Origin of the sequence: Paenibacillus sp. OAS669 (assembly GCF_014873645.1) — a bacterium.
Taxonomy (GTDB): domain Bacteria; phylum Bacillota; class Bacilli; order Paenibacillales; family NBRC-103111; genus Paenibacillus_S; species Paenibacillus_S vulneris.
On record NZ_JADBDR010000018.1, the window covers coordinates 61079 to 83110 of the forward strand.

15 protein-coding genes are annotated in these 22032 nt (G+C 51.6%); 14 read left to right on the plus strand and 1 reads right to left on the minus strand.

The genetic code is table 11. From position 1 onward, the window contains the following. Nucleotides 1-147: 147 nt before the first annotated feature. The 8 genes from GGC63_RS29275 (at nucleotide 148) to GGC63_RS29310 (ending at nucleotide 11137) form a co-directional block, all read left to right on the plus strand. Nucleotides 148-3930 carry a discoidin domain-containing protein gene (locus GGC63_RS29275; protein WP_192705298.1) on the plus strand — a complete coding sequence of 1261 codons (3783 nt, stop codon included), beginning with the start codon at nucleotides 148-150 and terminating at the stop codon, nucleotides 3928-3930. A gap of 326 nt (nucleotides 3931-4256) precedes the next feature. Then, nucleotides 4257-5978: an ABC transporter substrate-binding protein gene (locus GGC63_RS29280; RefSeq protein WP_192705299.1), complete on the plus strand. Its 1722-nt coding sequence runs from the start codon at nucleotides 4257-4259 to the stop codon at nucleotides 5976-5978. Between the two features lie 65 nt (nucleotides 5979-6043). Next, complete coding sequence (locus GGC63_RS29285) at nucleotides 6044-7000, plus strand: ABC transporter permease (protein WP_192705300.1); 957 nt, start codon at nucleotides 6044-6046, stop codon at nucleotides 6998-7000. A gap of 13 nt (nucleotides 7001-7013) precedes the next feature. After that, nucleotides 7014-7949 carry an oligopeptide ABC transporter permease gene (gene opp4C, locus GGC63_RS29290; RefSeq protein ID WP_192705301.1) on the plus strand — a complete coding sequence of 312 codons (936 nt, stop codon included), beginning with the start codon at nucleotides 7014-7016 and terminating at the stop codon, nucleotides 7947-7949. A gap of 25 nt (nucleotides 7950-7974) precedes the next feature. Beyond that, nucleotides 7975-8967 carry an ABC transporter ATP-binding protein gene (locus GGC63_RS29295; RefSeq protein ID WP_318781140.1) on the plus strand — a complete coding sequence of 331 codons (993 nt, stop codon included), beginning with the start codon at nucleotides 7975-7977 and terminating at the stop codon, nucleotides 8965-8967. Beyond that, the gene (locus GGC63_RS29300) at nucleotides 8942-9910 is read left to right on the plus strand and encodes an ABC transporter ATP-binding protein (protein WP_192705303.1); all 969 of its coding nucleotides are present in this window, start codon (nucleotides 8942-8944) and stop codon (nucleotides 9908-9910) included. Before GGC63_RS29295 ends, GGC63_RS29300 begins: the two co-directional genes overlap by 26 nt. A gap of 41 nt (nucleotides 9911-9951) precedes the next feature. Continuing rightward, a complete protein-coding gene (locus tag GGC63_RS29305; RefSeq protein WP_192705304.1) occupies nucleotides 9952-10485 on the plus strand; it encodes a hypothetical protein in 534 nt (177 codons plus the stop codon). Nucleotides 10486-10582: 97 nt separating this feature from the next. After that, the gene (locus GGC63_RS29310; protein ID WP_192705305.1) at nucleotides 10583-11137 is read left to right on the plus strand and encodes an OsmC family protein; all 555 of its coding nucleotides are present in this window, start codon (nucleotides 10583-10585) and stop codon (nucleotides 11135-11137) included. Between the two features lie 112 nt (nucleotides 11138-11249). Here GGC63_RS29310 and GGC63_RS29315 read toward each other — a convergent pair whose 3' ends face one another. Then, nucleotides 11250-11687 (minus strand): MarR family winged helix-turn-helix transcriptional regulator, encoded by a 438-nt coding sequence (locus tag GGC63_RS29315; RefSeq protein ID WP_225948575.1) that lies wholly within the window; start codon nucleotides 11685-11687, stop codon nucleotides 11250-11252. A gap of 298 nt (nucleotides 11688-11985) precedes the next feature. On the opposite strand from GGC63_RS29315, the gene GGC63_RS29320 reads away from it, so the two are divergent. From GGC63_RS29320 to GGC63_RS29345, 6 genes are all read left to right on the plus strand, one after another. Beyond that, nucleotides 11986-14316: a helix-turn-helix domain-containing protein gene (locus GGC63_RS29320; RefSeq protein ID WP_192705306.1), complete on the plus strand. Its 2331-nt coding sequence runs from the start codon at nucleotides 11986-11988 to the stop codon at nucleotides 14314-14316. A 292-nt stretch (nucleotides 14317-14608) separates the two neighbouring features. Beyond that, nucleotides 14609-16546, plus strand: a complete 1938-nt coding sequence (locus tag GGC63_RS29325) for a chondroitinase-B domain-containing protein (RefSeq protein WP_192705307.1) — start codon at nucleotides 14609-14611, stop codon at nucleotides 16544-16546. 472 nt (nucleotides 16547-17018) lie between these two features. After that, entirely contained in the window at nucleotides 17019-18668 is a 1650-nt protein-coding gene (locus tag GGC63_RS29330) for an extracellular solute-binding protein (RefSeq protein WP_192705308.1), read from the plus strand. A gap of 78 nt (nucleotides 18669-18746) precedes the next feature. Then, a complete protein-coding gene (locus GGC63_RS29335; protein ID WP_079913575.1) occupies nucleotides 18747-19709 on the plus strand; it encodes an ABC transporter permease subunit in 963 nt (320 codons plus the stop codon). 15 nt (nucleotides 19710-19724) lie between these two features. After that, on the plus strand, nucleotides 19725-20606 hold the full coding sequence (locus tag GGC63_RS29340) for a carbohydrate ABC transporter permease (protein WP_192705309.1): 882 nt from the start codon (nucleotides 19725-19727) through the stop codon (nucleotides 20604-20606). A gap of 129 nt (nucleotides 20607-20735) precedes the next feature. After that, nucleotides 20736-22031, plus strand: coding sequence for an ABC transporter substrate-binding protein (locus GGC63_RS29345; RefSeq protein ID WP_192705310.1), 1296 nt, complete (start codon nucleotides 20736-20738; stop codon nucleotides 22029-22031). Nucleotide 22032: the final 1 nt, after the last annotated feature.

Sequence of the window (22032 nt, forward strand, 5' to 3'; positions counted from 1 at the left end):
CGAAATATAGTGGCAGCATTTCGAGTTTTTTCGGTTTCACTATATCCTAAAGCGCCACCGCCTACTCCTGCAAAACAGATCGTAGGAAATGGAGGAACGAAATACCCTACTGTGAGATGGATCTATTAACCGAAAGAGGTGTTACTGATGAAGCTAAGAACGAGTCCATACTTTAAAGGGTTGCTGCTCTTTATGACAGCGCTGCTGATCCTGAGCGGTTTCGCGTCTTACTCGGATTGGGCGGGAGGCAGTGCCCTTGCATATGCCGACGGAGCGGCGCCGGTCATTTACGTAAATGATAACTTCGACACGCATGGTTCCGGCGCCCCTAAAGGATGGTCGGCATCCGGACTGACCTCAGGGGCGATGATCATAGGCGAAGAGGTCGCAGGCCGAACAGGAAAAAGCCTCCACCTTCGCAGCGGGACCGCGTCGGATTTGGTGCTGACCAAGACCTTCGCCTCGCCTTTGACAGGCAATGTAGCTATCGAGATGAAGGTCAAATACAACCAAGCGAAGTTTTATAGCCCTCTAGTCCAAATCAAGTCGAGTACGAATGTTCAGTCCGCGCTGCTGGAATTCAAGGCGGACGGCTATATGTACGCTGGAGGCGCGAAGCTGCCGGGAGGCGCCTATGCGGCGGATACTTGGTACCAAGTGACGGTCATCGTCAAACATGCGACGAAGAAAATCGACGTGTACGTAGACGGCGCAAAAAAAATCACGGACGGCAGCTACAGCAATTCCGCTACGATGAACGATATCAGTTCGTTTAAAGCTTATACGAAGGCACAGACGGGAACGGATAATGAGTTTTGGATGGATGATGTGCGCGTGTATGCAAGCGAAGTGCCGCTTGACGACTCCTACTTTCAAACGCCCGATCCTGGCACTGGCAATGCGAATGATGCTTATGCTCAAGACAGACTGAAGCAGTCCATCGCATTGCTGGCAGGCTTCCCGAATGCTTATGCTTATTTGCAGCGCAAGCCATTGAATGCCGCCGATCCGACGGTGAAGCCCCAAGCGGAGAACGGCAAAGTGCTCGTTCCGCTGCAATTTGTGGCAGAGCAGCTGGACATTCCGTATAGCTGGAACGCGACAGCGGGCACTGTTGCATTAGGTCCTAAAACGGGGACGCTAGGCAGCGCCTTGACGCTGACGGTCGGCAGCTCCAATGTGACAGGGGGCAGCAGTCCGATCGTACTGGATGCACCTGTGCGCCTCATCGGAACGACGGTGTTCGTTTCCTCCGATCTGTTCTCGAAAGCGCTGGGACAGCATGTGCTGTTGCACGATGAACTGGTGCTGATTAGCACCGCCAATCCGCTGCCGGACGAGAGCGAGCTGTTGAAGCTGACGAAGGAGGCCATTCGCCGCATCGTCTACGATCGCCCGACGGCAGCAGAGCTGGTGGCCGATCTGAAGCAGCATAACCCGAACCAGCAGCATCCCCGGTTGTTCATGACGCCGGACCGTATCACCTCACTGCAAAATCAAATTCAGACGGACGCCAATTTATCCAAATGGTATGGCGATTTGCGCAAAAGCGCAGATACTGTGCTGACGACACCTGTGGGTACATACGATCTCCCCGATGGCCGGCGGATGGATTCCGCCAAGGATGCGCGTCCTTTTATCGAGAAGACGGCGCTAATGTATTTGTTAAGCGGAGAGACCAAGTACGCGCAGCGGGCGGTCGATGAAATGCTGAAGGCCGCCTCCATTCCGAATTGGAATGAGCAGAATGAGTTTCTGAACACATCGGAGCTCACTGCAGGCATGGCCATAGGATATGACTGGCTGTACAGCTATTTAACCCAGCAGCAAAGGGACGTCATCCGCATGGCGATCCGCGACAAGGGGTTATCCAAAGCCATCGACGCCCATAACAATAACGCTTGGTGGGTGAGCTTGTCGGATAACGAGAAGATCAGCAACTGGAATGCCGTATGCAACGGCGGTATTATCCTGGGGGCTCTTGCCATTGGAGATAAGGAGGAGGCCGTCGCAGGGGACATTATTGCTAAATCACTTCGCTCGCTGGAGGATTTTATCCTGCTGGAATTTAATCCTGACGGAGGCTGGAGCGAAGGCCCCGGCTACTGGCGCTATACGGTAGAATATTTGGTAACCTATATGGCAGCCATGCAAACCGCATTAGGCAAAACCTACGGTCATACGGAAACGCCCGGCTTCTACAAGACGGCTTACTTCATAAATTATGTGCTTAGTCCGCAGGGCTCGTTTAACTTTGGCGATTCCAACAGCTTCAAAATACGGGCGCCGGAGCTGTTCTGGATGGCGAAGCAGCTTAACAATCCGGATGTAGCCGGACTTAGGCTATTGCTGATGCAGGAAGCGAAGCAGGCGGGCGGTGTATACGATCTGCTCTGGTACGATCCGAGCTTGCTGAACATGAACGTATCCATTCCGTTAGATCAGTATTTCCGCAACACGGAGCTTGCCACGTTCCGCAGCAAATGGAATGATTCGACAGCCCGATTCGCTGGAATCATGGGCGGCAAAGGCAGTTCCAGCCATGCACATTCTGATGTCGGCAATTTCGTCTTTGAGGCGGATGGCGTCCAGTGGGCTATTGATTTAGGAAGCGATGATTATAACCTTCCGAATTATTTTGACTATGATAACCAGCGGTTCAAATATTACCGGCTCATGCCGGAAGGCCATAATACACTTGTGATCAATCCGGACGGTACCTTCGAGCAGGACCAATACGCATTCAGCCCGATCGAACGCTATGAATCAAAGCCTCAGGGAGGGCTGGCTATCGTCAATATGACGCCGGCCTATGCCAAGAATGCCGCCACGGCCAAGAGAGGCTTGATGTTCGGTAATAACCGAAACACCCTGACGGTTCAGGATGAAATTCATGCCAAAGCGCCATCGACGATATGGTGGTTCATGCATACGAAGGCCGATATCGCGGTCGCTGCTGACGGCAAATCGGCGATTTTGACTCAGAACGGCAAGCGTCTCGGTGTGACGATGAGCTTCTCCGGCCAGGCTCCGGCAGGAGCCGTATTCAAGGTGATGGACGCCAAGCCGCTGCCGGTGTCTCCGAACCCGTCCGGTCAAGATGCCAATACCGGTATCCGCAAGCTGGCGTTGGAGCTGACTGGCGTGCAGGATCTCAACATGGCGATCCATCTGACTCCACTGGCTGCCGGAGACAGCGTGCCTGGGGCAGCGCCATATATTCCGCTTGCCGGCTGGAGCATTGCGGACGGGGAGATTCAACCTCTTCCGCAGCTATCGCAAATAACGCTGAACGGGCAGCCTTTGTCAGGCTTCAGCAAAACGAATTACCGTTATGCGGTCAACGTTCCGTTCGAGTCACAGAGCTATCCGGCAGTGAACGCAACGCCTGCCAAGCACGGCGACCAAGTGACTGTCGCGCAAAATGTATACTCGCCGGCCCCGGTTGTCATCACGGTGACGGATGCCGTATATACGGACCGCTCGCAGCAATATGTGGTCCAGTTCAATGCGCAGTCCGTTCTAACCGAGCCTGCTGGCTATACGCAACTGGCGGTTCAGGGAGTAACGGCCAGCTCAGCGCAGGAAGGCAATGGCGAAGACAGAGCTATTGACGGTGATTTGAATACGCGCTGGTCCGCCGAGAACACCCAGTGGATTCAGCTTGATCTTGGAGGAGTGAAGCCGATTAACGGCTTGGGCATCGCCTTCTACAATGGTGCGACGCGATATTTTAAACTGGATATTTCCGTATCGCAGGACGGTCAGACCTGGGAGAAGGTCCAGAACGCGGTCAGCAGCGGCCTTTCCTCGAATATGGAGTATTTCGGCTTCGCCCCGAAGCAGGCACGGTATGTTCGCGTGACCGGTTACGGCAACTCGGTTAACGCGTGGAACAGCTATAGCGAGATGGCGGTCTTTTCCGGTTAAGCCCAGAAAAAAGGTTGACAGATACAAAAGACGATGATAGCATATAAATCACATAAGAATACTTTGATATCTACCGTACGAACGGAGACTAACGAATGGCTGTTAGTCTCCTTTTTGTTTTGACGGGTAGCTAGGAAAGGTACATATATAGGAGCAGGGGAAGGGGAATCTACCGTAACCAACGGAGATCAACGGATAGGGAGCTGTTGGTCTATTAAGCATTTGCTGAGACAAACAGGGACAACCTCGATCATTATTCCTACTATTCGGGTATGTATAATCGATTAATTCATTGCTTCCAGGACAGGAGAACAGGGGGAACAGAGATGAAAGGAAAATGGATGAAAGCAAGTGTTTCCGTACTGGCCTTGGCTTTGCTGCTGACGGCATGCGGCGGGAATCGTTCCGCTACGGGCCCGGACCCGGCGGATAAGGCGGAAAACAAGAATGAGGCTGGTCTAAGCAGCGTCAAGGACGGGCTGATCAAAGCATCGGATCTATCCAAAAATCCCGAAACCGCTAAGAAACGAACCACCACATTCATTTCCGGAACGCAAACGCCGGAAGGGGTGTTTAACCCTTATTTTTACCAGAACGGCTGGGATGGCAACGTCACGGGCGTCTTGTTCGCCTCGTTGATTACGAAGGACGAAACCGGCAAGCCGATTCCGGAGCTGGCGGAGAAATGGGACACAAGCGCGGATCAGCTGACTTACACCTTCCACTTGCGGCCTAATCTGAAGTTCAGCGACGGCACGCCGTTAACGGCGGAGGATGTAGCCTTCACATTAACCCTGCTGCACGATCCCGCTTATGACGGAAGAGTCGATATTTCGCAGGCGTACATTAAAGGCGGAGCGGCCTACAAGGAGAAAAAAGCGGATACCGTGGAAGGGATTAAGGTGATCGATCCGCTGACCATTCAATTTACGACGGAGAAGGTGACGACTCTGGCGCTGCCGCTGCTGGGCGGCGAGGTGCTGTCCAAGGCTTATTATGGCAAGGAGTACAAGCAAGGTAATCTGGATTACATCAAGACGCTTCACGACAAGCCGCTTGGTGCCGGCCCTTACCAATTCGATAAATTTATCAAAGGCCAGGAAGTCCGGTTTACGGCGAATCCTAACTACTACGCGGGGAAACCTGCCGTGGAGAACTTTATTTTCAAAATTACGAACAACGATACAAATCTTCAATATATCAAGGTGGGCGAGACGGATTACGACCGCTTTACGGCGAACCGCGATAATTTCGATCAGCTGAAGGCACTCGGCTTCGTCAATATCAATACGTTCACGGCGATCTCCTACGTCTATTTGGATTTTAACAGCGGGGGTAAATTCCTGAAGGATAAGCGGGTAAGGCAGGCGCTCTATTACGGGCTGGACCGGCAAAAGTTCACCGATATTTTGTATCAAGGATTCGGCGAAGTCGCCAACGTACCCGTATCTCCTGCGTCATGGGCTTACACGAAGGAGGTAACGCCCTACCCGTTCGATCCGCAAAAAGCGAAGCAGCTTCTCGACGAAGCAGGATGGAAGGTCGGCGCTGACGGCATCCGGGAGAAGGATGGGCAGAAGCTGAAGCTGCAATATTTGGGACGCAAAGGGTACAACATCGACGATGTACTGATACCGCTCGCCAAAGAAAACTTCAAGGATATCGGAATTGCGGTAGAGGCTGAAATTCTCGATTTCAATGCGCTGCTGGCTAAACGGAAAAAAGGCGATTTTGACATTGCTTCCTTTACTTCCACCAATTTCTCGGATCCTTATGACGGCGTAAAAAGCTTTCACAGCAAATACAATGTCAGCGGCTATTTCAATCCGAAGATTGATCAGCTGATAGACCAAGGGACCGAAACGCTGGATACGAATAAACGGATTCCGATCTATAACGATCTGTATAAGCAATTGAAGGAAGATCCGCCGGTGCTGCTGCTGTCTTATTTGAAAATCTTATCGGCGCACAATGCCCGTATTCAAGGGATCAATCCCGATCCGGTGTCGATTCTGAACCGTTCCATTCCCAAGTTAAAGATCGAATAACGCCGTGCACGGACCCGGGCTAAGAGCCAAAGCCGGCACGGCCGGTAAGGAGGCAACAGGCTGTCATGCGTCCCTATATGGTCAAAAGAGTGCTGCAGCTGATTCCAACGCTGATTGGCGCATCTCTCATTATTTTCTTCATTTTCGCGCTTGCTCCCGGTGATTATGTCGATTCCGATATCATGCTTACACCGGAGCGGGCGGCAGAGCTTAAGGCGTTATACGGCCTCGATAAGCCGTTGTGGGAGCGATATTTCATCTGGCTGGGCAATGCGCTGAAAGGGGATTTCGGTTATTCGCTGCAGTATCAGCAGCCCGTGGCGGCGGTATTGAAGGAATATGTCTTCAATTCGTTCCTGATCGCCGGAGTGTCCCTGGTCTTCACCTGGATCATTGCCGTATTCATCGGGGTATTCTCCGCCACACGGCAGTACTCCTGGTACGACTCGCTGATTACACTGGCTGTATTCGGGGCGATGTCGTTTCCGTCCTTTTTCATCGGCTTGCTTCTGATCAAATGGTTCGCCGTAGATCTCGGATGGCTGCCTATCGGAGGCCTGCTGGATACGGGCAGCCAAACGACCGGCTATGAGCGAATGTGGGAAATGCTGCGCCACATGATTCTTCCGACGACAGTACTGACCATGCTTAGCGTAGGGTCGCTGACTCGCCATTTTCGCGCCAACATGATCGACGTCATCAAGCAGGACTTCATCCGAACCGCAAGGGCCAAAGGCTTGAAGGAACGAACCGTCATTTACAAGCATGCCCTGCGCAATGCCCTTCTGCCGGCTATTACGCTGCTCGGGCTCGAGCTTCCTGGATTGTTCTCGGGAGCGATAATCACCGAACGGATATTTACATGGCCGGGTGTAGGCTACATTCACATGGAGGCGATCTCGAATCGCGATTATACGGTTTTGATGGGCTTTACGATGTTTTTGGCGGTACTCACGGTCATTGGCAATCTGCTGGCGGATTGGATGTATGCCGTGGCCGATCCGCGCATCCGTTTAAAGTGAAGGAGGTGAGCGTATGGCTGCGGAATCGTCAGAGGCGCTCCATGCCCGCTTGAAGGTCAGCCCCCAAGGAAAAGCGGCTCCTTCTTCATCCTTATGGCGCACGTCTTATCGGAGGCTTATACGAAACAAGCTGGCGGTATCCGGTTTATTGTTTTTGCTCGTCATGTTTCTGTTCTGCTTCGTAGGCCCATTGTTCTCAGAGCCCACGACAGGGAAGGTGAACGTAGCGCTAATCAACAAGCCGCCGTCGGTCTCTCATTGGTTAGGCACCGACAATCTGGGCAGGGACGTGCTCTCCCGCCTGATGCAGGCCGGAAGAATTTCGCTTATTGTCGGGCTCGTCTCCATGGTGCTGTCGGTTACTATCGGCTCCCTCCTGGGTGCCTTGGCCGGGTTCTACCGCGGGGTTGTGGATCATCTTGTGATGCGGACGGCGGATATTTTGCTGGCGGTACCGGAAATTCCGATTCTCATAATCATCGGGGCGATTTTATCCGATCTGAAGGTGCCTTCGGAATATCGCATTTATTTGGTCATGCTGATGATCAGCTTCATGGCTTGGCCATCCCTGGCAAGACTCGTGCGAAGCCAGATTTTATCGTTTCGGGAGCGGCCCTATATGCTGGCAGCTGAATCGTTGGGGCTGAGTGACAAGCGAAAAATTGTTCATTTGATCCTTAATGCGGTACCGATCATCATTGTGGTTGCGACGCTGAGCGTGGCCCGTGCGATCTTAAGCGAGACCGTGCTCAGCTACTTAGGCTTAGGTGTTGTGCCGCCGACACCTTCCTGGGGCAATATGATGGCGGCAGCGAATTCGCTTATTGATTTTCAAACGAGACCGTGGTTGTGGATTCCTCCCGGCTCGGCGATATTTTTGACGGTCATTGCGATTAATTTGCTGGGCGACGGCCTGCGCGACGCGCTGGACCCCAGAACGAAAAGGTAGGTGAAGCGGCTTGACCCGGAGGACTTTGGCACAATTTCAAGATCTGCATACGTATTTCTACACCGAGGAAGGCGTCGTCCAATCGGTCAATGGAGTGAGCTTTCGCATACATGAGGGAGAAACGGTGGCGCTGGTTGGAGAATCCGGCTGCGGCAAAAGCGTCACGGCGCTATCGATGATGGGTTTGATCGAGGAGCCGCCGGGCCTCATTATGGGAGGCCGCATCCTGTTCGAAGATCAGGATTTGCTGAAGGCCGGGAGGAAAGACATCCATCGGCTGCGGGGCAAGGATCTGGCCATGATTTTTCAGGAGCCGATGTCTTCCCTAAATCCGGTGCTGACCATCGGAGAGCAGCTGATGGAGCCCTTAATCCGGCATCTGAGCTTGAGCAAAAAGATAGCCCGCATCCGCGCGGTAGAACTGATCGAACGGGTCGGCATTCCGCGGGCAAGGGAGATTGCGGACGCCTATCCCCATGAGCTGAGCGGCGGGATGCTGCAGCGGGTCATGATTGCAATGGCGCTCTGCTGCAATCCGAAGCTGCTTATCGCCGATGAGCCGACGACGGCACTGGACGTGACGATCCAAGCGCAGATTCTCGATCTGCTGCGGGAGATCAAGCAGGAGCAGGGCATGTCGATCCTGCTCATCACCCATGATCTCGGCGTTGTGGCCGAGATGGCTGACTATGTCGTTGTGATGTACTGCGGGAAGGTTATCGAGCAGGCTCCGGTCCGTGACTTATTCGAGCGGCCGAAGCATCCTTATACGCAAGGGCTGCTGAAGTCCAGACCGGTCATAGGGCAGCGGCAGGAACGGTTGTACTCTATTCCCGGCCAAGTGCCGAGACCTGTCGGCCTAGGCGATGCCTGCTATTTTAGCGACAGGTGCGAGCACTGCATGGACCAGTGCCGCACGAAGCAGCCGCCTCTGCGCGAGGCGGGGGACGGCCATCCGGTCGCATGCTGGCTGTACGAGGAGGCGAGAGCGCATGTCCCAGCCGTTAGTTCAGGTTAACGGGTTAAAGACGTATTTTCCGATCCGGAAAGGCTTCTTTGGCGGCAAAACCGGCGATGTTAGAGCCGTGGACGGCATCGACCTGACGATACGGAGCGGGGAAACCTTCGGGCTGGTAGGAGAATCGGGGAGCGGCAAAAGCACGATAGGCCGGACGCTCCTGCGGCTGTCGGACAAAACGGATGGAGAGGTACGGTTCGACGGCATTGATCTGTTCGCGCTCTCACCCGCCGAGCTGCGCCGTATCCGTCCGCGGATGCAGATGGTCTTTCAGGACCCCTACGGGTCGCTCCATCCCCGTATTCGTATCGGTGACGCCATTGGGGAGGCGCTCCTGGATCACGGAATCGCGGCAACGAAGGCGGAGGCGCGGGAGAGGGTGCAGGAGGTGCTGTCGCTCTGCGGCTTGGCGCCTTATCATATCGACCGTTATCCGCATGAATTCTCCGGCGGACAGCGTCAGCGGATCGGGATCGCCAGAGCGATGATCCTGAATCCGGAATTTATCGTAGCGGATGAGCCGGTCTCGGCGCTGGACGTCTCCATCCAGGCGCAGATCATTAACCTGCTGCATGATCTGCAGCAGAGCAGGCAGCTGACGTACTTGTTCATCTCGCACGATCTGAGTGTGGTAGAGCATCTGTGCTCCACGATAGGCGTGCTCTATCTCGGCTCGCTTGTCGAGCTGGCTCCGCGGGACGAGTTGTTCGCCCGGCCGCAGCATCCGTATACGAAAGCGCTGCTGTCGGCCATTCCGATACCCGACCCCAACGCAAGACGGGAGCGCATTGTCTTGAAAGGCGACATTCCGAGCCCGGCCAATCCGCCGTCGGGGTGCAAGTTTCATACCCGATGCCCGATGGCCGCGCCAGTATGCCGGGAACAGGAGCCGCAATTTCGCGACGTGGGCGGAGGACATTATGCCGCCTGCCATTTGATATAGGCTGCTTAGGGCAGCATGAGGCGGAAGGAGGCATGTTATTCATGATCGAGGGAACGAGAGTAAGGCTGCCGCAGCCCGTAGGAATCCGTCTGGAAATAGCGCGAGCGGGAGGATTATCGGGTGAAGCGTTAATCGAAGCCATTCACCGCAAGGACAAGGTTGCGCTGAAGGCATTAGGGCCGGAGCAGCTGCCGTGGGATATTTTGATCGAATATGGAGAGCAAAATAAGGATGAGCTCGAACAAGCCATTCTGGACGGCTATGAGTTCAAATTTTTGACGGTGCGGGGGTTGATCCATTATCTTCTCTATCGCTTTGGCTTGAAAGAGCAGGAGGACTACGAGGCATCTGAAGGCGCGCTGGAAGGGCTCCGTCTTAGCCGAAGCAGCATCGCTGTACTCCAGGCGACGATCCCGGCGTTTTGGCAGATAAGTGAAATCGAGCCGAAGGAGAGACGGGAGGAGTCTTCTTCCGATCCATCGTTCCACGAATTTCAAGAGGAGCCATCAATAACCATTCGCATAGATCGCCTCTATCATCAAACGATCCGCTTCGAAGGAGGTGAGGCCGGGTAAAGCTGCTCCCTACACGGACTGATCTCACCTCATTTAAGGAATCGTAGGTTACAAAGTCATCATTCTATATTTTAAATAATCAAAGGAGTGTTACTGCATGAGCACATTAAATGAATATTTGCTGGAGAAGCGCGAAGCTTCTATCGCAAGACGCGAAAAAGCTCAAAATGATCCTAATCTGGCCCCTAACCGTTTTGGAGCCAAAGTGCGTGCCAAAGGCCGCAGCGGCGTACGGGAAATCCGCATCCGCGATTTTCAGATCATCAGCGACAGCCCGCCGGATTTCGCCGGGTATGATCTCGGACCAAGCTCTCCTGAGCTTCAGTTAGGCGTATTAGGCAGCTGCTTGACACATATCACTTTGATTCAAGCGGCTGAACGCGGCGTGAAGCTGGAGTCCCTGGAGGTTGAAGTGACGGGACAGCAGCATCCGCTGGCAGGCAAGCCGGGCTATGAGGAGATCCCTATCTACCCGCACAATATTCAGTACAAGCTGCATATCGTATCTCCCGAATCCGAAGAAACGATTGCCGAGCTTCATGAAGCGGTGGAGCGGGTGTGCCCTGTGCTGAACCTTCTTGCGAATCCGCAAATTGTCGTTGGTGAGGTTATCCATACGGCCCCTGAGGCCAAGCAGGAGCAGCAGGTTTAGCATCTTTGCCCTGCAGATTAAGATTAGCAAAGGGATGCAAAATACCCCAAGGAAAGACAGCGGATAACGCCGTCGATCTTTGGGGTATTCGTCACGTCACGTAAAGCACTCCTTATTTCTTCTCTCGCTCCAGATTGGCAATCATCTTCTTGTAGCTTCCGATGAGCAGCTCCATCTCTTCCTCTGAAAACCCGGTCCACATGCCCTCCGAAATTTCCGTATAGCGGTCGATCATTTTTTGCATCATTTCTTTTCCGGCATCCGTAATTTGCAGTAACGTCGTTCTGCGGTCGTTTTCCGGAACGATGCGCTCGATGAACCCTTTTTTCACCAGCTTATTGGAAAGATTGGTCACTGCCGAGAGGGTGACGCCAAGGGATTCAGCCAGGTAGGAGCAAGTTTTCTTGCCTTCTCGGTTCACAATTTGCAGCAAGGCGTACTGGGAATCGGTCAGATCGTAGCTCCATATGATTTTAGTGAACTCATTTACATAATCCGAAGTTTGCCGGGCATATAAACGAGACAGCTCTTTTTTCTTTCCTGTCAGCAATAAGGACACCTCAGTCGAAATATAAGTCAGGCATCGAATGCCTGTCCTTATCTTAACATAACAGAGCCTGCGTCAACCATAATGGTTTGTCCCGTGATAAAGCCGGCGTCCTCACTGTCCAGAAGCCTGTAGCACGGCCGATATCCTGCTCGCAGTCTCGCACGCGGGGATATGAATATTGTTCGAAACCAAATGAAGATAAACCATGCGGTAATGCCGTTTTTTCTATATAATGAGAGAGTGAAGTTTGTCCCTATTTTCAAATCAATTCGTGGAACATCCGGGGGAGCTGGCCATAATGAAAAGAATCCGACTGAATAGCCGTAGCGTTATGACGACATGGCTGATCTCTTATATTTCCGTTTTGCTGGTCCCGATTATCATCAGCGTCATTATCTATATAGCAACCCTGCGTATTGTAGAGAATGAAGTGAACCGGTCGAACGAGCTTCTGCTGACCCAGATTGAACAAGCTATCGATAGCAAGCTCAAGAGCCTGGAGCAGCTCACTTTAGAAATCGCTTACAACAAAAAGGTAACCAGCTTTATTAATGTAAGTGCGCCGCTGACGGATGACGACCACTTCCAATTGTTTAATATCGCGGGGGATGTCCGGGTTTTTAAAATGGCTAATGATTTCATCAGTCAGCTGTACGTCTACTATAGAAACAGCAACACGGTGCTCTCCACCTATAATCGGATGAGTCTCGAAAGCTTATACTCGGTGCTGCGGCAGACGAAGGATACGAAATATGAGGAATGGGCGGACTATTTTGCCCAAAAATATATTCAAGGCTACACCCCCGTTATCAGCTGGAACGATAAAGGGGTAGAGAAATCTGTCATGTATGCGAGGACGATCCTCGGCGATTATCCGGATTCATCGGGTGCCGTCATCATGTTCGTTATGAAAGACTCCAAGCTGCTGGAGACGATTCCTCCTCAGGCGAACGCACATGTGGTCATCATGGACGAGCAGAACCGGGTCGTGGCGACTAATATCGGCGAGCAGGATATCCCTTCCGGGCTGCAGTACGATAGGCTTACAGGGGCAAAGGGGTTGTTGTATGAAAAAGGAGCCGACGGCCGCAAGCTGGCGCTGTCCTACACAACCTCGGATGTGACCGGGTGGAAATACGTTTCGCTTATTCCGGCAGATATTTACTCGGAGAAAATGAATTTTGTGAAGAAGGTAACGCTGTGGAGCGTGTTCTTATGCTTTCTGTTCGGCGGTATCGTAACGTATTTATTTTTGCGGCGAAATTATTTGCCCATCCGCACTCTCATTGAGAGCTTATCCCAAAAAGCAGGGGTTCCGTTCGATATCGGCTCCAATGAGTATGTGTTTTTTCAAGCGGCCATGAATAACACCTTCGCGGAGAAAGAAGAGGTGTACCAGCGGCTCAAGCAGCATCATAATGCGATCCGCTCCCACTTTTTGCGGAGATTGCTGAAGGGACAGACCGACGGGGGAGTGCCGCTTCACGAATCATTGGCCGCTCATGACATGCAGCTAAGATCCGATCAGTTTGCGGTGCTGCTGTTCCACGTCGAGCATTACGGCAAGTTCAATGATGACTCGGAGCAGCCGGGAGCCGATCATAAGGCGCAGATGCTGTATTTTGTTATTACGAACGTTATCGAGGAGCTGGCGGGTGCCCAGAGCACGGCGTATTCCGTCGAGATGGATGATGTGCTGGCCTGCATTATGAATGTGGACGCAGCGCAGCAGGATCCGCTCCAGGAGCTTCAGCGGATTGCAGACAGCGCCAAGGCGTTTATCAAGGAGCATATTCATGCCGAATTGACGGTATCGATCAGCGGGGTGAGGCAAGAGCTGGTCGGGATTGCCCAAGCGTATCAAGAGGCGATGGAAGCGATGGAATACCGGATCGTTATGGGCAGCGGGGAGATTCTGTCTTATGAGGAATTGAAGGAAAATGAGAACGGGCAAGCACGTCGTACCTATGATTATCCGCTTCATGTCGAGCAGCAGTTCATTTATTTTATCAAAACCGGCAATGTGGCTAAAGCTCAGGAGCTCCTGGAGCAAATCTTTGAGAAAAATGTAACGGGCATCTCCATGTCCGTCCGAATGGGCCAGTGCCTCATGTTCGATCTGGTCAGCACCATGCTGAAGACGATCGACGAAGTGAACGCGAGCAGCAGGAAAGAATTTTTTGACCAAGCGGAAGCGATTGACCGTCTGATGAGCTGCGAAACGATTAAGGACATGAAGACCCACCTTAACAAGGTGCTCCTTCAGGTATGCGAATCCATCAACGAGGAAAAGAAAAACCATCACAAGCATTTTGTCGAGCAGATCCAGACGTTTGTGAAGGAGCATTACAGTGAGGAGAGCTTGAACATATCGATGATAGGGGGAGCGTTCGATCTGACCCCTTCCTATGTGTCGCGGCTGTTCAAGGAATATACGGGCGAAGCTCTGTTGGATTTCATCAATAAAACCCGTCTGGAGGAAGCCAAGAAGCTATTGCTGGAGCAAAAATATACCGTCAATGAGGTGGCCGGCAAGGTCGGTTACAACGACGTTAATACGTTTTTGCGTATTTTCAAAAAGTTTGAGGGCATCACGCCCGGCAAATATACTAAAACTCCTCCGACGTAAAAAGCACTCATTGTTGTTCTGTCCGAGCCGTTCAAAAGCTGAGCTTTTGCGGCTCTCCGTTTTATATGGGTACTTTTTATGGGGCCAAGTTTGCTTTTTAACGATCATTTTACGTTTTCGAGATTTACTTTGGCGGGCAGTTGGACGTTCATAATAGAGTGAGTGCGCACTCCATTGGATACGGATGCTGAAGGAGGGATGCGGGAGGAAGAAGCAAAGGATATTTTGATAACGCTTCCTTTTTTAGAAATGCCGGTATCAAAAAAGCCTGCCAAAGGACGGTGCAAAATTGATGATCAAAAGAAGAATGTGGTCCATCTGCTTATGCTTGCTTCTATTCACAGCCCTGCTTCCCGGCATGGGGTATGCTGCGGATGCGAAATTCAGTATCGCCGCTTCCGCTGTAACCGCTAGCGCGGATGACGGCAATGTGCCGGCCAATACGGTTGACGGTAATCTGGCGACACGTTGGTCGGCAAGCGGAGACAATCAATGGATTCAATACGACCTGGGCTCCAGCAAAAAGGTAGCGTATGTCAAAATCGCCTTCCAAAGCGGGGATACGCGTACGTTCAATTTCGATATCAAAACTTCTGCGGATGGAACGACATTCACAACCGCTAAATCTAACGTAACGAGCGCTATGAACAACAGCTTGCAGACCTTCGATTTTCCGGATGTGAGCGGGGCCCGTTATGTGCGCATTATCGGCCACATGAACTCGGCCAGTGCGTGGAACAGCTACACGGAGGTTGAAATCTACGGAGAAGAGCTGACAGGCTCCAATATAGTCAATGTGTCGACTTCCGCCCAATTGGTGACGGCCTTAAGCAATGCAACGGCAGGAACCGAGATCGTGCTGGCTAACGGCACGTATTATAACTCCAATAACACGGAGAGCCCAGTGGTTGCCGGGCGATTCGTCATTTCGGGCAAGAACGGAACCAGCAGCCAGCCGATTACGATAAGAGCGGCGAATCAAGGGCAAGCCGTCCTGTCCGGCAGCTTCCTTGTCAAAAGCTCCTCCTACATCGTCATAAAAGGCTTAAAGCTGACGAGCACCGCACTGACGCCGGGAATATCGCTGAACGCCAGCAACAACATTCGCTTGACGAACAATCTCTTCAAGCTGCAGCAAAGCGACCCCAACACTTTAGTGAAATGGGTGGAGCTTACAGGAGCCAACAGCCATCACAACATGATAGACCATAATGAATTCGGTCCGCGCAACGGCATCGGGCAGATGATCTCCGTTGATGGAGCCGGTACCCAAGTGTCTCAAAATGATACGATCGAGTATAACTATTTCCACGATTGGAGCTACATTACGGACAACGGCGGGGAGAACATTCGCGTCGGCCTATCCGGCTTGTCCATGTCGGACGGCTTTGCCAAGGTACAGTATAATCTGTTCGAAAATACGGATAACGACGACGAAGTCATCTCCGTTAAAAGCAGCCACAACACGATCCGCTACAACACTGTTAAAAATTCACGGGGTCAAATAACGGCCCGTCATGGCCATGCGAACAGCTACTACGGCAATTTCATCTTGGGCGACGGCGTTAAAGCGAAGGTAGGCGGCTTCCGGATTTACGGCAACGATCACAAAATTTATAACAACTATATGTCGGGCCTAACTATGGACGCTGTTAATGTCGATAGCGGAGATTATGATGGAGGCTCTGACGGGGACAGCACCAATCCTACGAAGGATGATTTGAAGAAGCATTGGAAGGTGTATCGTGCGGAAATCGTCAACAACACGATTGTTAACAGCACCAGCGGCATTAACGTCGGAATGAAGACGAGAACGCCGAACTACGCTCCGCAGGATGTGAAAATAGCCAATAATCTCATGGTAGGCATCAACGCTACACCTATGTACAATGTCGGAACGGCTGTGAATCCAATATTCCAGAACAATATCGGTTTCGGTCAAAGCGCGAGCAACTTTAATGCGACTAGCGCACAGGTGAAAAATGCCGATCCTAATCTGGTCGATGTCAACGAAGGCACGGCTTCCAGCCCGCTTATGCTGAAAAAGCTCTCCTCGGCAAGCACGCAGGCTATCAACGCTTCAGGCGGAACGTTCACTTACGTTACGGAGGATATGGACGGCGAAGCCCGTTCGGGCATCAGCGATATCGGCGCGGATGAATATTACGCTTCCAGCTCCGATGTACGCAAGCCTTTGACCGTTTCGGATGTCGGGCCTGTAACACCGTAGTGCATCTTGAACCAGGGGGAGGGGGTTTCCTCCCTTTCCTACCCTTAGAACGGTTCGTTAGAACAGCAAGCTTGTTGAGATGCCTAGTTCGTCCTTCAGAAGATGGCAGAAAGCGGGAGGTGGGGTATCCCCTGGAAGAGCGATAGCGTCTGCCTTTGTTCTCGGGAAATCACCGCTGAAAAAATGATTAATTGAAATTTCCCGAGAACAACAGCGGCTGGAGGGGGATATCCTACCGGAGCGGCACGAATGCATCTGAAATTCCTCAGGTTTCTCAACAACCTCGCTGTTTTACGGAACAGTTTGTTTTTTGCCGAACAATACCTAAAGTACCGATCCGGAAGTATCGATTTTATCGACGATTTCACTTTTTGTAGATAGGCATTTGACCGGGGACATAGCATAATGAGGCCATGAGTGCACTCCACAGTTTCATGGATATGGTGAAAATATAGACTAGGGGGATTCTTTGATGAAGCGCAAGCATCGATCTGTAAAAAAAATCGTCGGTGTCGGATTGGCGATTAGTTTGGCCGGCGGGTTGGTTCTCGCAGGCTGCAGTAAGTCAGGGACAGATAGCGGGGCAGGAAGCGGAGGGAAGGATGCGGCGAAAGGGCAAGCCGGATTAGGCAGCAGCTATCCGCTGCAAACGACGGAAGGCATCACCTCCTGGGAGAGTCTGAATAATAACGCCACCACCTTCGCACCCAATTTAGCGGATCTGCCTTTCGGCAAGCAATTGGAGAAGGAAACAGGGGTAAAGGTGAAATATATTCACCCGGCAGACAATCAAACGAAAGAACAATTCAATCTGATGATCGCATCGAATGAGCTTCCCGATACAGTGGAGTATGACTGGACCGGACGCAGCGCGGGCTCGTATCCCGGAGGCCCGGAGAAAGCTATAGCCGACAAGGTTATCGTTCCGCTGAACGATATTATCGATAAATATGCGCCGAACTTGAAGAAGAAGCTGCAGGCGGATAAAGAGCTCGACAAAATGATCAAGACGGACAGCGGCAAATACTATGTATTCCCGATGATCCGTAACCCTTCCGGTCTCGTATTCCGCGGTCCGATTATCCGCAAGGACTGGCTTGATGATCTTGGTCTTCAAATGCCGACGACCATTGATGAGTGGGAAACCGTTCTGAAGGCCTTTAAGGAGAAGAAAGACGCCACGGCTCCATTATCCGTCACCTACGTGAACGGCAACCTGGAGATGCGCGATGCATTCATCGGCGCTTACAAAACCTCCAACTCGTTCTACCTGGACGATCAGGGCAAAGTGAAGTTCGGTCCTATCGATCCGCAATACAAGGACGCGTTAGCCTTGCTGCGCAAATGGTACGCGGAAGGGCTGTTTGACAAAGATTTTGCATTGACGGACGGCAAGGCGCTGGATACCAAGATGCTAAGCGGCCAAACAGGGGCCACCGTAGGTCTGCAAAGCGGGGGCTTGGGCAAATGGCTGGATACGATGAAAGGCAAAGACCCTAAATACAATTTGGTCGCTGCCCCGTACCCATCGCTTAAAAAGGGCGAGAAGCCGTTCACCGGGCACCGTGACTTCAAATACAGCCCAGGGGCAAGCAAAGCTATCACTACCGGAGCCAAAAACCCGGAATTGGTTGCCAAATGGCTCGATTACGCCTACAGCGAAAAAGGCGGGCTGCTCTTCAACTTCGGTATCGAAGGCGACAGCTACACGATGGATAAAGGCATACCCAAGTATACGGATAAAATTGTGAAGAACGATAAGTACAACCTTCAGCAAATGATTTCCCAATATACGAAGCCGAATGGTCCTTACGAAGCGGACGAACGCAGAAGCTGGAACTCCTACAAGCAGCAGGACGAGGCGCCGGCGATTTGGGGAGCGACCGATGCGGAGAAGCACACGATTCCATTATTCCTGACGCCAACGGCGGAGGAGAGCAAGGAGCTCGGCAAAATCATTAACGATGTCACGAATTATAAGGAAGAAATGTTCGTGAAATTCGTAGTCGGCAAAGAACCGTTAGATAATTACGATACGTATGTAGCGCAGATCAAGAAGCTTGGGATTGAGCGCGCGGTCAAAATTTATCAGGATGCCCTTGACCGTTATAACAAGCGTTAATGGAGGAAGCCAATGGGGAGATCCGGCAGGCTGGACTGCCGGTTCCCTTTTAACTACAACAAGAGAGAGGGAATGAGGATGAGCACGAAAACGCTCACGAAGCCGAATACGGTTCCCTACCCGGCAAAGAGGAACTTGGCTGTTGAATGGCTTGGAGATATTCGCAAAAATAAACTGCTGTATTTAATGCTGGCGCCTGTCATTTTGTTTTTTGCCATCTTTCATTATGTGCCGATGTATGGCGCCATCATAGCTTTTAAGGATTATTCGCCGAGGCTTGGCATTTGGGGCAGCCCATGGGCGGGACTGGAGCATTTTCAAAGCTTTTTCGGCGGGCTTTACTTTTGGCGGGTTTTGAAAAATACGATCCTGATCAGCTTGTACGAGCTGCTGTTCGGATTCCCGGCACCCATTATCCTGGCGCTGCTGCTGAATGAAGTCCGCTCCTCCTTGTTCAAAAGAACGGTACAAACCGTGACGTATATGCCGCATTTTATCTCGCTGGTTGTCGTCTGCGGGATGATCAAGGAATTCACTTCCAGTTCGGGCATTGTCAACGATGTGATCGCCTATTTTGGCGGGGAAAGAATCTCGCTCTTGCTGGAGCCGGAATATTTTCGAACGCTATTCATTTCGTCCGGTATTTGGCAGCACATCGGCTGGGGAACGATCATTTATTTAGCGGCATTAACAGGCATCGACCCGGAGCAGTATGAGGCCGCCAAGATCGATGGTGCGGGCCGGTGGAAGCAAATGCTGCATATTACGCTTCCCGGTATTATGCCGACGATCGTGATCCTGATTATTCTTGATATCGGCAGGCTGATGAACGTCGGTTCGGAGAAAATCATTCTGCTCTATAATCCGTCGACTTATGAGACCGCCGATGTCATCGGATCTTATGTGTACCGTATCGGTCTGCAGGAATTGAATTACAGCTTCAGCTCCGCTGTCGGCTTGTTTAACTCGATCATCAATTTCACATTGGTCATTTTTTCGAACTGGTTAAGCCGCAGGCTCAACGAGACGAGCTTATGGTAGGAGGAGGGCTTGAGTATGCCGTATCGAAAAAAGCTGGGTGAAATCGCCTTTGAGTGGAGTAACGCCGTATTTCTGACCTTGTTGATGATTACAACGATTTACCCGTTAATCTACGTCATTTTCGCTTCCTTAAGCGATCCTGGCGAATATATGGCCCACAAAGGATTTCTATTGAAGCCGCTTGGGTTTAATTGGGATGCCTATAAAATGGTGTTCGACAATCCGATGATCCTTAAAGGCTATGGCAATACGCTGTTTGTCGTTATTGTCGGCTTGGCTTTTAACATCTTTTTCACCTCGTTGGGGGCCTACGCGCTATCCCGCAAATGCTTGAAGTTCCGTAAGCCGATCATGCTGTTCATCGTGTTCACTATGTTTTTCAACGGCGGATTAATTCCGTTCTACTTAACGGTCAAAGGGCTGGGCATTACCAACACGTTATGGGCCTTGATTATTCCGCAGGCCATCAGCACCTTTAACCTGATCATCATGAAAACCTCTTTTGAAGCAATTCCGGACAGCTTGGAGGAATCGGCTAAAATCGATGGGGCGAACGAATTCGTCATTTTATTCCGGATCATTTTGCCGCTGTCCATGCCGGTTATTGCTGTCATGCTGCTGTATTACGGAGTAAGCCACTGGAATTCCTGGTTTAACGCGATGATTTTCTTGCGGGATCGCTCGTTGTATCCGCTGCAGCTGATTCTAAGAGAGATTTTGCTGCAAAATGAAGCGAGCAATATGGCATCCGGTTCCAGCGCAAGCGATATCGCGATGCTATCGGAGACACTGAAGCACGCAACGATTGTCGTTGCAACTGTGCCGATCCTGCTGGTGTATCCGTTCCTGCAAAAATATTTTGTGAAAGGCGCCTTGGTCGGCGCTATTAAAGGATAATCCGTTTGCTCTCAAGCGATAGCGGGTTCCACGGCGGAGACAGGCTGTCCTGTTCGGACGGCCTTCTCCCCGATCCCCCTAGAAGAGCAATGCGAAAACAGAGGATGAAGAATTGGAGGGACCTTATCGATGTTACATCCATCCAGAATGTGGTTGGCGGCTATGGCGCTTGTCTTGATGGCGGGCTGCGGAGCCGGGGGAAGCTCCTCGCCTAAGGAAGAGGGCAAGGGTCAGACTGTGGTTAGCAATGAACCGGTGACGTTAAAGCTGTTCATGCGTATTGCGTATCCCGAGGACAGCATAAAAAAATATATTATAGAGCCCGTTCAGAAAAAGTACCCGAACATCACAATCGAAATTATTAATAATGCCAAAGGATCGTCTATCGAGGATTTAATTGCTGCGGACAATGTGCCCGATCTCATCTTCCTCAGTACACCGTACGTCACCGATATGCGGAAGCTGGAGGTTGTTGAGGACCTCGATGCCCTCGCAAAGAAAAATAGCTTCCCATTGGATGCATTTAATAAGGAAGCATTGGATGCTATTCGCAAGGCGGGCGGCAGCAGCGACAAGTTGTATGCGCTTCCGTTCTCGACCAACTACGCAGTAACGTACTACAATAAAGATATTTTTGATAAATTCGGCATTCCTTATCCGAAGGATGGCATGACCTGGGACGATTATCTCGATTTAAGCCGCAAGCTGACAAGAGTCGTCGACGGAGTTCAGTATTCAGGCGTCAATCCGTATGCGCTGAAGGGCGGAGCGCCGATGTCCCTCAACTATATTAATCCTGCCACCAAGCAGGTGGACGTAACCTCCGAGGGCTGGGTGACGGCATTCCGGACGATGCTGGATTTTTACTCGATTCCCGGCAATCAATATATGAAAAATTACCGCGACCTGTTCCTGAAGGAACGGACGCTGGCAACGTATATAACCTACGATAATACGCAAAATCTCGAGCAATTGGAGCGGGAAGGCAAGCCGATGAATTGGGATATGGCGACATTCCCCGTTATGAAGGATAAGCCGGGTATCGGCCATGGCATTGACTCGCACAATATAGCTATTTCCTCGACAAGCAAGCACAAGGATGCAGCCTTTCAAGTGCTGATGCAGCTGACCTCCAAGGAGGCGCAGATGGAGCTGAGCAAGAACGGCAAGCTGCCGGCGATTCAGGATGCGGAGCTGCAGCAGGTGTTCGGCGAGAAAGTAAACATATTGAAAGGGAAGAACACCTCGGCTATATTTAAACTGAAGGCTGCACCGATGCGTCAGATCAATGAGAACGATGCCTTCGTGTCCAAAGAAATCGATAAAGCGTTCGATGCTTTAACGACAGGAAATACAGATATTAACACTTTGCTTCGGACAGCCAAAGAGGCGGCAGAGCAGACTATTAAGAAGGAACAGCGCTAGT

Coding starts and splice junctions, on each gene's coding strand:
- GGC63_RS29275 (WP_192705298.1), top strand. CDS start 148: ATGAAGCTAAGAACGAGTCCATACTTTAAAGGGTTGCTGCTCTTTATG.
- GGC63_RS29280 (WP_192705299.1), top strand. CDS start 4,257: ATGAAAGGAAAATGGATGAAAGCAAGTGTTTCCGTACTGGCCTTGGCT.
- GGC63_RS29285 (WP_192705300.1), top strand. CDS start 6,044: ATGCGTCCCTATATGGTCAAAAGAGTGCTGCAGCTGATTCCAACGCTG.
- opp4C (WP_192705301.1), top strand. CDS start 7,014: ATGGCTGCGGAATCGTCAGAGGCGCTCCATGCCCGCTTGAAGGTCAGC.
- GGC63_RS29300 (WP_192705303.1), top strand. CDS start 8,942: ATGTCCCAGCCGTTAGTTCAGGTTAACGGGTTAAAGACGTATTTTCCG.
- GGC63_RS29305 (WP_192705304.1), top strand. CDS start 9,952: ATGATCGAGGGAACGAGAGTAAGGCTGCCGCAGCCCGTAGGAATCCGT.
- GGC63_RS29310 (WP_192705305.1), top strand. CDS start 10,583: ATGAGCACATTAAATGAATATTTGCTGGAGAAGCGCGAAGCTTCTATC.
- GGC63_RS29320 (WP_192705306.1), top strand. CDS start 11,986: ATGAAAAGAATCCGACTGAATAGCCGTAGCGTTATGACGACATGGCTG.
- GGC63_RS29325 (WP_192705307.1), top strand. CDS start 14,609: ATGATCAAAAGAAGAATGTGGTCCATCTGCTTATGCTTGCTTCTATTC.
- GGC63_RS29330 (WP_192705308.1), top strand. CDS start 17,019: ATGAAGCGCAAGCATCGATCTGTAAAAAAAATCGTCGGTGTCGGATTG.
- GGC63_RS29335 (WP_079913575.1), top strand. CDS start 18,747: ATGAGCACGAAAACGCTCACGAAGCCGAATACGGTTCCCTACCCGGCA.
- GGC63_RS29340 (WP_192705309.1), top strand. CDS start 19,725: ATGCCGTATCGAAAAAAGCTGGGTGAAATCGCCTTTGAGTGGAGTAAC.
- GGC63_RS29345 (WP_192705310.1), top strand. CDS start 20,736: ATGTTACATCCATCCAGAATGTGGTTGGCGGCTATGGCGCTTGTCTTG.